13 protein-coding genes are annotated in these 13,782 nt (G+C 69.1%); 4 read left to right on the top strand and 9 right to left on the bottom strand.

Annotated features, from left to right (window positions below; genetic code table 11):
- Positions 1-148 precede the first annotated feature (148 nt).
- Positions 149-1,954 carry a glycoside hydrolase family 5 protein gene (locus tag ACS5PM_RS08545; protein ID WP_439387173.1) on the bottom strand — a complete coding sequence of 602 codons (1,806 nt, stop codon included), beginning with the start codon at positions 1,952-1,954 and terminating at the stop codon, positions 149-151.
- A gap of 153 nt (positions 1,955-2,107) precedes the next feature.
- Entirely contained in the window at positions 2,108-2,866 is a 759-nt protein-coding gene (locus ACS5PM_RS08540) for a class II glutamine amidotransferase (protein ID WP_439387172.1), read from the bottom strand.
- 216 nt (positions 2,867-3,082) lie between these two features.
- Between ACS5PM_RS08540 and ACS5PM_RS08535 the strand changes: the two genes are divergently transcribed.
- Positions 3,083-4,087, top strand: coding sequence for a hypothetical protein (locus ACS5PM_RS08535; RefSeq protein WP_439387171.1), 1,005 nt, complete (start codon positions 3,083-3,085; stop codon positions 4,085-4,087).
- Positions 4,088-4,148: 61 nt separating this feature from the next.
- Here the strand turns inward: ACS5PM_RS08535 and ACS5PM_RS08530 are convergent, their stop codons facing one another.
- From ACS5PM_RS08530 to lplT, 5 genes are all read right to left on the bottom strand, one after another.
- Positions 4,149-5,345, bottom strand: a complete 1,197-nt coding sequence (locus ACS5PM_RS08530; protein WP_439387170.1) for an amino acid aminotransferase — start codon at positions 5,343-5,345, stop codon at positions 4,149-4,151.
- Positions 5,346-5,378: 33 nt separating this feature from the next.
- On the bottom strand, positions 5,379-6,509 hold the full coding sequence (locus tag ACS5PM_RS08525) for a DUF2332 domain-containing protein (RefSeq protein ID WP_439387169.1): 1,131 nt from the start codon (positions 6,507-6,509) through the stop codon (positions 5,379-5,381).
- Positions 6,499-6,984, bottom strand: a complete 486-nt coding sequence (locus ACS5PM_RS08520; RefSeq protein WP_439387168.1) for a glutathione peroxidase — start codon at positions 6,982-6,984, stop codon at positions 6,499-6,501. The genes ACS5PM_RS08525 and ACS5PM_RS08520 overlap by 11 nt, the downstream gene beginning before the upstream one ends.
- Before the next feature lie 62 nt (positions 6,985-7,046).
- Complete coding sequence (locus ACS5PM_RS08515) at positions 7,047-7,931, bottom strand: DMT family transporter (protein WP_439387167.1); 885 nt, start codon at positions 7,929-7,931, stop codon at positions 7,047-7,049.
- A gap of 96 nt (positions 7,932-8,027) precedes the next feature.
- On the bottom strand, positions 8,028-9,305 hold the full coding sequence (gene lplT / locus ACS5PM_RS08510) for a lysophospholipid transporter LplT (protein ID WP_439387166.1): 1,278 nt from the start codon (positions 9,303-9,305) through the stop codon (positions 8,028-8,030).
- Between the two features lie 178 nt (positions 9,306-9,483).
- Between lplT and alr the strand changes: the two genes are divergently transcribed.
- Entirely contained in the window at positions 9,484-10,593 is a 1,110-nt protein-coding gene (alr, locus tag ACS5PM_RS08505) for an alanine racemase (RefSeq protein WP_439387165.1), read from the top strand.
- 13 nt (positions 10,594-10,606) lie between these two features.
- On the opposite strand, the gene ACS5PM_RS08500 is transcribed toward alr, so the two are convergent.
- Entirely contained in the window at positions 10,607-12,106 is a 1,500-nt protein-coding gene (locus ACS5PM_RS08500; RefSeq protein ID WP_439387164.1) for an aminotransferase-like domain-containing protein, read from the bottom strand.
- Between the two features lie 172 nt (positions 12,107-12,278).
- Between ACS5PM_RS08500 and ACS5PM_RS08495 the strand changes: the two genes are divergently transcribed.
- Positions 12,279-12,587 carry a DUF2917 domain-containing protein gene (locus tag ACS5PM_RS08495; protein ID WP_439387163.1) on the top strand — a complete coding sequence of 103 codons (309 nt, stop codon included), beginning with the start codon at positions 12,279-12,281 and terminating at the stop codon, positions 12,585-12,587.
- Entirely contained in the window at positions 12,584-13,084 is a 501-nt protein-coding gene (locus ACS5PM_RS08490) for an acyl-CoA thioesterase (RefSeq protein ID WP_439387162.1), read from the top strand. The genes ACS5PM_RS08495 and ACS5PM_RS08490 overlap by 4 nt, the downstream gene beginning before the upstream one ends.
- A 50-nt stretch (positions 13,085-13,134) precedes the next feature.
- On the opposite strand, the gene rhtB is transcribed toward ACS5PM_RS08490, so the two are convergent.
- Positions 13,135-13,761, bottom strand: coding sequence for a homoserine/homoserine lactone efflux protein (gene rhtB, locus ACS5PM_RS08485; RefSeq protein ID WP_439387161.1), 627 nt, complete (start codon positions 13,759-13,761; stop codon positions 13,135-13,137).
- Between the last annotated feature and the right edge of the window lie 21 nt (positions 13,762-13,782).

Here is a 13,782-nt window from a genome sequence, read left to right as displayed (position 1 = left end):
TCCGCCGACCCCCGGCGCTGGCGCCGGAGAGGGGCTCGCCGAATGGCCGCCGCCGCCGCCGCAGGCGGTCAACGACGCCGCCAACGCGAACAGGCACGCCACCCGCGCAAGGGGTGACGATGTGCTCTTGGTCTTGTTCATGTCGGTTTCAGGGAAGGTAGGGTTGCAGCACGGACATCTGGGGCTTGTCGGCGCCGTTGGCCGGCTCGATCGAGTACGCATAGTTGCCCCACCACGGCCCTGCGGCCCACCAGAGCCAGCCGTTCCAGACATCGGGGTTGGCTTGCAGGTACGCCAGGGTGTCGGCCACCGCGGCATGGCAGGTCGGGTTCGAGGCCGCCCCGGTTTCCCCCAGCATGGCGCGCACGCCGTTCGTGCGGGCCCACGCCGTGAAATCGGCCAGGCGCTGCGAGCCTATCGTCGGGCTCACGCAGTTCTCGCTCGTGCCCGAGGAGTCGGCATCGAGGTACTGGTGGACCTCGACGACGAAGTGGTTCAAGGGATCCACGATGCCCTTCATCACCGTGCCGTTGGGCGTGCCGTACCAGTCCTGCAGCCAGCTGTGCGCACCGGTCCAGGCGTTGCCAGGCACGGTGATGGTGTTGTCCGCTCCGGTGGCGCGAATCGCGGCGATGGCGGCGTTGGCGGCGCTCAGCCACTGCTCGCCGGGCATGTCGTGCGGCTCGTTCATGAGCCCGAAGACGACCTTCTGGTTGCCCTTGAACTGCTGGGCCATCCGGCTCCAGAAGTCCGCCAGCGCACTCGCAGGCACCGCATCGCTGCCCACGAGGTTGCCGTGCCAGCGCGCGTAGTTGTGCGGGTCGAGCATGACGTTCATGCCCGTGGCGGTGACGCTGTCGACGAAGGCCTGGACGCGGCCCAGCTCGGTCGCATCGAGCGCGCCGCCCAGCGTGGGCTGCAGCCGCTCCCACAGGAACGGCAGGCGCACGGTGTTCATGCGCTTGCCCTTGAAGTACGCCGCTTCGCTCGCGGTGGGGTAGGTGTAGTCGGTGTTGTAGGTGCCCGGGATGGCAGCCGGCCCGAACTCGGCGCCGGCGAGCGTGACGCCACGCCACTGCAGGCCGCTCGACTTGATCGGCTGCACCCCGCTGCCGCAGCCCACGCGGGACGTCGCCAGGGCGATGTCGTCCATCCACACGTCGAAGCTGCCGGGGGTCGACCCGCCCTGGTAGAGCTGCCAGCCCATGCGGATCTTGTTGAAGGCCGGGAACACGAAGTCCGTCGCGTTGCCGCCGTGGTTGCTCGTGGAGACCTCGAGTTCAGGCTTGGGCAGGCCGTCGATCCAGACGTCGACGAGGTTCTTCGTCGCATCGAGATGCCACTCCATGCAGGTCCAGCGGGCGTCGGCGGTCGGCGTGGTCTCCTGCCAGTTCGTCCAGTCGCCCGTCGGCCCGCCATCGCTGCCGCTGCCCCACAGCGCGTGGCCGTTGCCCTTGCCCGGAATGAACTGCCCGCCGATGGGCCGCACGAGCGTGCCGCTGCCGGTGCCCGAGGCCTCCACCATCGTGAAGTGGGCGTACTGGGGCGCGGTCGGAAACTGGTTCACCCAGACCCACATGCGCCCCCACACGCTGTTGCCGGGTGGCGCGAAGGTGCGGGGCACCAGGAACGCCATGCCGTTGCGCGTGGTGTTCAGGTGCAGCGCCCTGGTGCCGCGGGCATGCGTGGCATCGATCGTCGCGGCCGCGTTGTTCTGCTCGATCGTCCAGCTGCTGGCCGATGCCGTGCCGAACGCGCTGGATTCGAAGTCTTCGCAGAAGAGAACGCCGGAGCCGGAGCAACTGCCGGGGGCCGGGCTCGGCGAAGGGCTGGGAGTACCGCTCACCGGCGGCGGTGCCGGCGTGGATTCACCACTGCCGCCGCACGCGGCCAGGCTGGTCATCAAGGTGAGCAGTGCCAAGCGCTGCAACGCGGTCGTCCGACGTGAGTCCATGCTGCCGTTTTCAAGTGAGAGGACCGCCATTAGCCCTGCGAAGGGCGGCATGGTCTTGCAAGCTGCAACCGCCGGCGCCGTCTACATACGTGCGGTTGCAATGGACCGGCGGTCCATCGCCTCAAAACGACAGCAGGCGCGGTGAGCGCCCGTTCAGCCCGGCAGGGGCAGGCCGCCCACGAAGACCTTCAACTCACCGGGCGCGAAAGCCGTCCAGGTCTCGTCGGCCGTCAGCGGCTCGGTGGCGATCACCGCGACGCGGTCGTCCGGTGTCGTCGCGCTGGCGAAGTCGACCCGCACGTCCTCGTCCTTCAGGCTGGCGCTGCGGAAGGGATGCTGGCGCACGATCCAGTGCAGGTGAGTGGAGGCATGGGCCCACAGGGCCTGGCCGTTGGACAGCAGCATGTTGAAGGTGCCGTGGCGGTGCAGCTCGGGCATCAGCTCGCGCAGGGTGCAGGTGAGCTCGGCGACCTCGGGCACGGCGGCATGCGCCTTGGACAGCTCCTGCATCAGCCAGCAGAAGGCGCGCTCGCTGTCGGTGTCGCCTACCGGGCGGAAGGCGGCGTGCAGCCGCGGGTTGAAACTTTTCAGGTCGCCGTTGTGCGCGAAGACCCAGTAGCGGCCCCAGAGTTCGCGCACGAAGGGGTGGGTGTTCTCCAGCGCCACCCGGCCCTGGGTTGCCTTGCGGATGTGGGCGATGACGTTGTCGCTGTGGATCGGGTAGGTCTTGACCAGCTGGGCGATGGCCGACTCGCGGGCGCTGGCGTGATCGATGAAGACCCGCACGCCGCGATCCTCGAAGAAGCCGATGCCGAAGCCGTCCTTGTGCTCGTCGGCGCGCGTGGCCAGGCCGGTGAAGCTGAACATCACGTCGGTCGGCGTGTTGGCATTCATGCCGAGCAGCTGGCACATGGCGGTCGGCTCTGTGAGCGGTGCGAGGGGGCTGGGCCATTGTAGGCAGCCCCCGGCGGCCGGCTGAGAAATGTCACGCTCGGCCGTGAATCGTCGACCCGGTCAGTAGTTTGTTGAGAGGTGTCTCGGGCCGCCGCAGATATCGTGCCGGCGGCCCGCGACACGGGCTGGGCACCGCCGGTGCCAGCAGTCTTTGAAACACGAGAGGGAGTTGGCATGCGAATCGGCATGTGGATGGGAGCGCCCCTGCGCGCCCTGGGAATGGCGGCCGTCACGGCCCTGGCCGCGTGCGGCGGCGGCGGTGGTGGCGACGACCAGCCCGCGCTGGAGGTGAGCGTCAAGGTCGACGACGTGCCAGATTCGGCCGGCCCGCTGTCGGCGGGTGAAGCCAGCACGGTCGAAGTCGCCTCCGGCGCGACCCTGGTTTTCGATTCCCCGGGCGAGACCCGCTGGGAGCCGACAGCGACCGACAGCAGCTACGAGGTCAACGGTTTCTCGTTCACCTCCAAGTCGATGACCGTCAGCAGCAACGCCGGCGGCACGCTGGTGGTGGTGTTCACCAACAAGGCGAACCCGAGCGAGAAGGCGACGTTGAACGTGACCGTGGCGCCGAAGGAGTTCGGTCATGTGGCGCCGGTGGCCGGCGAGCTTTCCATGTGGAAGAGCACCCTCACCCTGGGCAATGGCACGATCGAAGACATGAGCTATCGGACTCGTACGACGCTGCTGGACAACGGCGCCTATGGGCTCGATATGGGAGGCGTCGACTTTCCCGACACGTACTACACCCGATCGCTGTATGACGCGCAGGACGGCTATCTGGGTTGGCAGCCCATCGATTTGGCTGGTGGCTGCCTTTATGACCAGGCGGTGATCCAGTTCAGCTTTCCCATGCACGTCGGCAAGACCTGGACCGGCGAGGCGACCCGTACCTGCGCGAGCGGCGCCACCTTCACCATGGACTACTCTCGCACCGTGGAGGCCTTCCAGAAGATCACCGTGCCCGCCGGAACCTTTGATGCCCTGCGTGTGAAGGCCGCCATCACGTACACGAATGTGACGGGCCTGGAGGGCGGAACCTATACGTCCACAAGCACTTGCTGGTGGGCCGTCGATCTGGGCCGTCGCGTGAAATGCGACTACGTCTACCACTATCCGGCTGATGTCGCGCCCTACATGGCGTCGCGTTCGCTCGAGGAACTGTCGAGCCTGAGCCACTGAACACTCGTCAAAGACAAGCGGGGCCCTGTCGGGCCCCGCTTGTCTCGAAGGGTTTGACCGCTCAGCCCGCCAGCACCGCCGCCATCGCCTCGGCCGTGCGCTCGACGTTGCCGTTGTTCAGCCCCGCCACGCACATGCGCCCGGTGCGGATCAGGTAGACGCCGAACTCCTCGCGCAGGCGATCGACCTGGGCCACCGACAGGCCGGTGTAGCTGAACATGCCGCGCTGGGTCAGGAAGTAGCTGAAGTCGCGTTCCGGCAGCTTGGCGCTCAGCACCGCGTGCAGGCGCTTGCGCATGGCCTGGATGCGGTCGCGCATCGCATCGACCTCGTTCACCCACAGGGCCTTCAGCTCGGGCGTGCCGAGGATGGTGGCCACCAGCTGGCCGCCGTGGATGGGCGGATTGGAGTAGTTGCGGCGCACGGTGAACTTCAGCTGCCCCAGCACCAGCGCGGCCTGGGCGGCATCCGGGCAGACGACGCTCAAGGCGCCGCAGCGCTCGCCGTACACGCTCATGTTCTTCGAGAACGAGTTCGCGACGAAGAAGGACAGGCCGGCGTCGGTGAGCGCGCGGATGGCGTAGGCGTCTTCATCGATGCTGTCGCCGAAGCCCTGGTAGGCCAGGTCGAGGAAGGCGATCAGCTCGCGCTCCTTGAGCACCGGGATCAGCTCGTCCCACTGGGCCTTGGTGAGGTCGACGCCGGTCGGGTTGTGGCAGCAGGCGTGCAGCAGCACCACGCTCTTGTTCGGCAGGCCGGCGAGGGTGTCGCGCATCGCTTCGAAGCGCAGGCCGCCGGTGAGGCTGTCGTAGTAGGGGTAGGTGTTGACCTTCAGGCCCGCCCCTTCGAACACGGCCTTGTGGTTGTCCCAGGTCGGGTCGCTGACCCAGATCGCGCTGTCCGGGAACCAGGTCTTGATGAAGTCGGCGCCGACCTTCAGGCCGCCGCTGGAGCCGACCGATTGCATGGTCGCCACGCGGCCGGCGGCCAGTGCAGGATGGCCCTCACCCCACAGCAGCTGCGGCACGACGGCGCGGAAGTTGGCCGCGCCTTCCATCGGCAGGTAGGGCTTGGGGCCGACCTTGGAGGCGAGGATGGCCTCGGCCTTCTCGACCGACTGCATCACCGGGATGCGGCCGGCGTCGTCGAAGTAGATGCCGATCGACAGGTTGATCTTGCCCGTCCGCGGGTCCTTCTGGAAATCCTCGTTCAGGGACAGGATGGGGTCGCCAGCGTAGGGCGTGATGTGGGCGAACATGGGCAGGGTGACTGATGGAATGGGAAGCCGCGATTATCGTGGCGCCAGCCATTCCAGCCATTCGCCGTGCGCGTGGCTGCGTGCCACAAGTCTGCTGCGGACCTCTTCCGATCCGTCTCGCCAGGTCACCGACCAGTGGGTCGGCGTGCCGTGGGCGGTGGGATGGCGGGCCGGTTCGGCGAGGAGTCCGGTGGTCGCCGCGAGCCGCTCGTCGTCCTCAGCGCTCAGCCACACGAGGCCATGCTCGCGCACCAGGGCCTGAACGCGGCGCGTGTGCGCCGCCAGCTCGTCGGCCGTGAAATAGGCCAGCACCCAGCTGTTGAAGAGGACAGGCGTCACTCCGGCGGGAAGTTCGCGCAGCCACGCGGCCAGGACGGCCAGACCATCGTCCGCCGCGCGCACCTCGTGGTTCGCCGCCCGCGCCAGCGCGAGCGCACGCTCGAAGCGCTCCGCCCGCGCCGTCTCGCCGGGCCAGAGGCAGGCGCGAAGCCAGCGCAGCGCGGGCTCGTCGTTCAGGGCCACCGGCGCCCGGTCGACGCCCATCCGGCAGGCGATCCGCCAGGCCGACGTGGGCGGGGGATCGGCCAGGAGGCGACAGACGAGCACCGGCGACTCGCCGTCCGCCGCGCCGGCGTCGAACCAGGGGCTGCCGTCGGCTTGACGGTAGGCGACGTGCATCGCGTCCACCGACAGGTTCAGTCCCGCGCTGCAGCCGAAATCGAACAGCGCGAGCGGGCGATCCCCCTGCGAGCGGGCGATCTCCGCGAGTGCGGGCCACAACACCGCCGAGCGGCCGACCTCGTTCGTCTGGGTCGTGCGGGTGGCGACGGTCTCGCGCAGGGGCTCGGCCTGTTCAGCAACGAAGGCCTCGAGCGCACTCCCCAAGGCTGCGTCCGGCTGTCGCGAGCCGCCCAGGCTCGGGTAGTACGCGGCAAGCGCTGGCAGCCCGGCGCCACCGTCACGCAGCGCCAGCAGGCGATCGTGGAGGGCCGCGAAGAGCAGCGTGGGCCAGCGTCGCGCAGGCGGCGCGGCCTGCAGCAGCTCCAGCACTGCCGGTCGCTCGGCGATCACCAGGGCCAACCGGGCGTAGAGCGAATCGCGCGGGTGCTCGCGGGCGAAGGCGCGCAAAGGGCCCGCGAGTTCGGCCGGCGCTTCAGCCGGCAAGCGCCGCCTCGATGTCCTTGGCCAGCTTCTCGGGCTCTTCCTGCGGGGCGTAGCGCTTGATGACCTGGCCGTCCTTGCCGACGAGGAACTTGGTGAAGTTCCACTTGATCGCCTCGGTGCCGAGGAAGCCGGGCTTCTCGCCCTTGAGCCACTTCCACAGCGGGTGCGCGTTGCCGCCGTTGACCTCGACCTTGGCCATCATGGGGAAGCTGACGCCGTAGTTCATCTCGCAGAAGGAGGCGATCTCGTCGTTGCTGCCCGGGTCCTGGCCGCCGAACTCGTTGCTGGGAAAGCCCACCACCGCGAAACCCCGACCGGCATAGCGCTCGTGCAGGGCCTGCAGGCCCTTGAACTGCGGGGTGAAGCCGCATTCGCTGGCGGTGTTGACGAGCAGCAGCACCTGGCCCTCGAATCTCTTCAGGTCGATGGGCTCGCCCTGGATGGTCTGGGCGCTGAAGTCGTAGACGCTGCTCATCGTGAAGCTCCGCTGCAAATAGGCGTTGGCGATGCTAACGCGCGGGCAAAGCCGCGGCTGTGTCAGGGCCGCCAGGCGGCCAGCAAGGCGGCCCCGACGATGAGCGAGCCGCCCAGGGCCAGGGACGGCGTAAGCGACCCGGCGCCCAGCGCCAGCGCCGACACCGAGGCGAAGACGACCTCGGTCAGCATGATCACCGCGGTGGCATTGGCCGGCAGGCGCGCGGCGCCGTACTGCAGGCCCAGGTTGCTGAGCAGGAAAAGCCCGCCAAGCGTCGCGGCGAACGCGAGCCACCCGACCGACAGGCCGGTCGGCATCGGGACGCGCTCGGGCCCCAGGGCCACGGCGAGAAGGGCCGCCACCATCGCCCCGCCGAGGAACATCGCCAGGGCGCGCGCCGATTCGTTGCGCTGCGACTCGCGCTTGAGCATCACGTTGTTCAGCGCGAAGCTGAAGCCGCCGATCACGCCCAGCAGGTCGGTGACATGCAGCGGCCAGAGCGACGTGCCCTCCTGCGGCCAGAGCACGATGACCGCGCCGGTGAGCGCCAGCAGCACGCGCAGCACGGCATTGGGGGTCAGCGGCTCCTTCAGCACCAGCCGGGCCAGCAGCACCGCCCACAGCGGCATCAGGTAGAACAGCAGCACCACGCGCACCACGTCGCCTACCGTCACGCCCCAGTTGAACGTGGCATTGGTGGTGCCGGAGGCGAGGACGATCAGCCATAGCGCCGGCGTGCGGGCCAGTTCAATCCAGGCCGCCGGGCGCCGCGCCCCGATGACGGCGACCGCCATCAGGTAGACGCCGGCGGTGGTCCACAGCGGGTGCAGTCCCGCCTGCTCGTGCAACTGGCGGAAGGGCCACCACGAGGTGCCCCAGATCAGCGCGTTGAGCACCAGCGCCAGGGCGGGTTGCCACCGATTTGTCGCCTCCGGTCCGGGTCTCATCACGGTGTCCAAACCAAGGTCCTTGCGCGGATCCGGCTTTGCCGGTCCGCTGCAAGAGCCCCCTCGGGGGGCAGCCCCCGGAAGGGGGCGTGGGGGTTAATGTCTATCGGAGCGGGCGATGGCGAGGAGTCGATCGACTTCCGTGCGGTGCAGGGTGCTGTTGCGCTTGTGCCAGCGGTGGATCCACCACATCGTGCCCGCCACGCCGAAACCGAAGACGGCGATGGTGGAGAAGGTCGACAGGCCCAGCCGGGTCATGCCGGTGTACAGCGCGCCCAGGCCGAGGATGCAGGCCTGCTCGTTGAAGTTCTGCACCGCGATCGAGCGGCCGGCGCCCATCAGGTTGTGGCCGCGGTGCTGCAGCAGCGCGTTCATGGGCACCACGAGGTAGCCGCCCACGCCGCCCAGGATGACCAGGAAGGGCGCGGCGACCCAGGCGTTGTGGATGACGTTCAGCATCGCCAGCAGCACGCCCATCGCGATGCCGAGCGGGATCACGTTGGTGGCCTTGTCCAGCCGCATGAAGACCGAGGCCACGATCGCTCCGATGGCGGTGCCTATGGCCACGACGCCGGTCAGCGTGGAGGCCTGGGTGGTGGTGTAGCCCAGCGCTGCCGCGGCCCAGGCGAAGACGATGACCCGCAGGTTGGCCGAGGCGCCCCAGAACAGGGTGGTGGTGGCCAGCGAGATCTGACCGAGCTTGTCGGCCCACAGACGCGCGTTGCACTGGCCGAAGTCGCGCACGAGATCGAACGCGTTCATGGTCAGCGGCTGCAGCGGCGCCTCGGTGCGGGGGATCCGCAGGTTGAAGGCCGCCGCGATGATGTACAGGAACACCATCACCGAGATGGCCGCCTCGGGCGGCGTGTCGATGCCGGTGTCGATGACCGGCAGGTCGAAGCCCAGCAACATGGGCGCCATGCGCGGGCCGACGAGCTGGCCGCCCAGCACCACGCCCAGGATGACGGAGGCGATGGTGAGCCCCTCGATCCAGCCGTTGGCCTTGACGAGCTGCGACGGGGGCAGCAGTTCGGTGAGGATGCCGTACTTGGCCGGCGAGTAGGCCGCGGCGCCGAGTCCGACCACTGCATAGGCGATCAGCGGATGGGCGCCGAACAGCATCATCAGGCAGCCGACGACCTTGATGCTGTTCGAATAGAACATCACCTTGCCCTTGGGCACGGCGTCGGCGAAGGCGCCCACGAGCGGCGCGAGCACGACGTAGAACAGCGCGAACATCGGCGTCAGGGCCGGCACCTGCCAGCCCGGCGCGCCGGTGGTCTTCAACAGCTCGATCGCTCCGACCAGCAAGGCGTTGTCTGCCAGCGAGCTGAAGAACTGCGCTGACATGATGGTGTAGAAGCCTTTTTTCATGCGGCTGGCGTGCCGTGCGCCTGCGGCTGGGCGCTGCGGGGCGAGGTCATATCTCCTGGGGTCGGTCCGAAGCGTCGCGGTTTATAGCATGCGGGGTTTCCCGTGCCGTCCGGCCGCCTCCGGCTGCCTCCGGCCAGGGGTTGGGCGGCTGGCAGAATTCCACGCCTAGGAAATCCGTATGCCCCGCCCGATCGAAGCCCTGATCCACACCGACGCCCTGGCCCACAACCTCGAGCGGGCACGCGCGTGCGCCCCCGACGCGCGGGTGTGGGCGGTGGTCAAGGCCAACGCCTACGGGCACGGCATCGAGCGGGCCTATGCGGGCCTGCGCGGGGCCGACGGCTTCGCCCTGCTGGACCTGGCCGAGGCCGAGCGCCTGCGCGCGCTCGACTGGCGCGGCCCCATCCTGCTGCTCGAAGGCGTGTTCGAGCCGCGCGACCTGGAGCTGTGCTCGCGACTGAACCTGTGGCACGTGGTGCACTGCGAAGAGCAGATCGACTGGCTCGCGGCCCACAAGACCCACCAGCCGCACAAGGTGTTCCTCAAGATGAACAGCGGCATGAACCGCCTGGGCTTCCGGCCCGCGGCCTTCCGTGCCGCCTGGGCGCGTCTGAACGCCCTGCCGCAGGTCGACGAGATCGTGCTGGTGACGCACTTCTCGGACGCGGATGCCGACCGCTTCGGGCGCGACGGCATCTCGCACCAGGTCCAGGCCTTCCACGAGGCCACGGCCGACCTGCCGGGCGAGCGCTCGCTGGCCAACAGCGCCGCCACCCTGCGCCACCTGAAGGACGCTCGCGTGCGCGGGGACTGGGTCCGTGCCGGCATCATGAGCTACGGCGGCGTGCCGGACTATCCGGAGCACGACAGCGCGCACTGGGACCTGAAGCCCGCGATGACGCTGCGCTCCCGTCTGCTGGCCACGCAGTTCGTGCAGCCGGGCGAGTCGGTGGGCTACGGCAGCGCCTACGTCGCCGAGCGGACCCTGCGCATCGGCATCGTGGCCTGCGGTTACGCCGATGGCTACCCGCGCCACGCCGGCACGGGCACGCCGGTGCTGGTCGATGGCGTTCGCAGCTCGACCGTCGGCCGCGTCTCGATGGACATGCTGGCGGTGGATCTCACGCCGGTGCCGTCGGCCCGGCCGGGCAGCGAGGTCACGCTGTGGGGGCAGGGCCCGCGTGGCAGCCGCCTGCCGATCGACGAAGTGGCGCGAGCCGCCGGCACCATCGGCTACGAGCTGATGTGCGCGCTGGCGCCTCGCGTGCCGGTGAGCGTCGCGGACTGAAGGGCCTCGAGGCTCAAGCCCGCAAGGCCTCCGCGGCGAACTGCTGTGGGTAGGCCGGTGACGTGGCCTCGGCCAAGCCCTTGACGATCTGGCCGAGCCGCTTGATGGCAGCCTCCATGCGCGGCGACCAGGGTTCGCCGTACTGCAGGCGGATGAAGTGGTCGAAGCGGCGGCTGATGCTGAAGGCCGCGCCGGGCGCCACGCCGATGTGCTCCAGCCGCGCGAGGGCGAACACCGCGCGCGAATCCACGTGCCGCGGCAGCTCTATCCACAGCAGCAGCCCGCCCTGCGGCACGCTCAGCCGGCAGCCCATTGGGAAGTAGCGCGCCACCGCATCCGCCATGTGATGCGCCTGCGCCTTGAGCGACGCGCGCAGCTTGCGCAGGTGGTGGTCGTAGCCGCCGTCGCGCATGAATTGCGCGAGCACCTCCTGCTGCAGCATCGGGCTGGCGCACGACATGCGCATCTTCAGCGCCTGCGCCTTCATCAGATGCCGGCCGGGCGCCATCCAGCCGATGCGGTAGCCCGGCGCCACCGTCTTGGTGAAGGCCGAGCACAGGATCACGTCGTTGTGCTGGTCGTAGCTCTTGAGCACCGGCGGGCGCTGCTCGCCGAAGTAAAGCTCGCCGTAGATGTCGCTCTCGATCAGGCTGATGCCGCGCTCGGCGCACAGCTGAACCAGGCGGCGCTTGTGCTCCACCGGCATCAGGCTGCCGCCCGGGTTGGGGAAGTGCGGCAGCACGACGCAGGCGCGCACCGTGCGCGGCCCCTGGGTGGCGAAATCCAGCGCCTCCAGCGAGATGCCGGCGCGTGGATGGCTCGGGATCTCCAGCGCGCGCATGCCCAGGCTCTCGATGGTCTGCAGCAGGCTGAAGTAGGTCGGTGACTCGACCACGACCGTCTCGCCCGGCGAGGCGACCGATTTCAGCGCCAGGTACAGCGCCTCCATGCCGCCGTTGGTGATCATGATCTCCTCCGGCCGCAGCTGCACACCCGATCCGACGGCCCGGCGCGCGATCTGCTGGCGCAGCGCCAGGCTGCCCGCCAGCGAGTACGTCGTGGCGTATTCGGGGTGGCGCCGGTTCACGCTGGCGAGAATGGCCTGCAGCTTGGCCTCGGGCAGCAAGGGCCGCGCGGGCAGCGCCTGGAAGGCCGGCAGGGCCTGCGGATCCTCCATGGTCAGCAGGAAGTCGTGCAGGACCTGGTCCATGTTCACGAACGCTGCGCCGTCGACGCGCAGGTCGACCTGCGGCTCGGGCAATGCCGGTGGCGGCGGCATGACGAAGTAGCCGGACTTGGGCCGCGCCTGGACGATGCCGCGATCCTCCAGGTGTCTCAGCGCCTGCAGCGCGGTGGTGATGCTGACTCCGTGCTGTTGGCTGAGTTGGCGCACCGAGGGCAACCGCTCGCCGGCGCGCACCGCGCCATGAGCGACCGCCAGCTCGATCTGCTGAGCGATGCGCTGGTAAAGCAGGGCGGGTGGCGAGGTCGAATCCGGGGCGCTGGCATCCATGGCGACCCCATTGTGAGGACATCGGTCAGCCCTGTACCAGCACAGATGTCGCCATCTGTGCCCGATACAGAGGGCTTCGGCGGGGATCTGTGCTGATCGATATGCCCGGGCGCTGGATCTGCCGCGCTGGGCGGGCCTTGGCCAGACTGGCGGCGCCTTCAAGGAGCCTGCCATGTCATCCCCCGAAACGACTTCGACCACTCTTCACATGGGCGCTGGACAGTTCCTGCATTGCGCCGAGAACCGGCCGGTCTGGCTGAGTGTGCTGCGTGGTCGGGTCTGGGTGACCCATGCGCTCGATCCGGACGACCACTTCCTCGACCCCGGGCAGTCGATCCGGCTGCCGGCCGGCGCGCAGGCGCTGGTCGGATCCGAGACCGCGGCACAGCTCCTGCTTGTGGAGGACGGCGGGCGCACCCGCGATCGGATCCCGGGCGCGACAATCGCAGCCCCGCCGCCTCGAACCTGCCCGCAACCATGACCCAGCCCGCCCACCAGTTGTCCATGACCGTGCTGATGACGCCCGACATGGCGAACTTCAGCGGCAATGTCCACGGCGGAACGATCCTGAAGCTGCTGGACCAGGTGGCCTACGCCTGCGCCAGCCGCTATGCCGGCCGCTACGTGGTGACGCTGAGCGTCGACCAGGTCATGTTCCGCCAGGCCATCCACGTGGGCGAACTGGTGACCTTCCTGGCCGCGGTCAACCACACTGGCACCTCGTCGATGGAGATCGGCATCAAGGTGGTGGCCGAGAACATCCGCACCCAGGAAGTGCGCCACGCCAACAGCTGCTTCTTCACCATGGTGGCCGTGGGCGACGACGGCAAGCCGGTGCCCGTGCCGCCGCTGCGCCCCTTCACCCCGGACGAAAAGCGCCGCTCCGACAACGCCAAGATCAGGCGCCAGCTGCGGGCCGAGATGGAGCAGCGGCAGCGCGAGATGCGGGTTCTGCCGGCGCCGGGCGAGTCGGCCTGACCGCGCACCGTCTCGGACGGTGCCTGCGAGGCCCCACGGTCGGGCCTTGGCTACGCCCGCTTGAAGAGGGCCAGCGCGGCACCGGCCAGCATGAACAGGCTGCCGAAGACGCGGTTCATGCCGCGCATCTGGCGCGGCGTCCGGAACAGGCCCAGCACGCGTGAGGCCAGCGCGGCGTAGCCGGTCATCACGGCGAACTCGACCACGCCGAAGGTGGCGCCGATCACGAGGTACTGCGGGAGCAGTGGCTGGGCGGTTTCGACGAACTGCGGCAGGACCGCGAGCAGGAACACGGTGCCCTTGGGATTCACGGCGTTGACCATCCAGCCGCGCAGCACCAGCTGTGCCGTGGTGGCCAGCGGCGAACTGTCGTCGCGAGCGACCAGCGGCTGGGCCGGCGCGCGCCACTGCTGAATGCCCAGCCACACCAGGTAGGCCACGCCCAGCCACTTGACGAGGCTGAAGGCGGTGGCCGAGGTGGCCAGCAGGGCGCCCAGACCGACGCCCACGACGGCCAGCTGGGTGCAGACGCCCAGCCCCAGCCCGAAGGCGATTCTCTGTCCGCGGGCGAAGCCGTGGTTCAGGCCCGCACCCATGGCGGCAATGGCGCCGGGCCCGGGCGACAGGCTGATCGCCACGGTGGCGATGAAAAAGGGGATCCAGGTGGCGAGGTCCATCGAGCCAGTGTAGGCGCACGC

The sequence above is a fragment of the Ideonella flava genome, assembly GCF_051857595.1.
GTDB lineage: Bacteria > Pseudomonadota > Gammaproteobacteria > Burkholderiales > Burkholderiaceae_C > Ideonella.
Note: the sequence above shows the minus strand (reverse complement) of the source record. Positions and strands in the feature narration are given on the sequence as shown.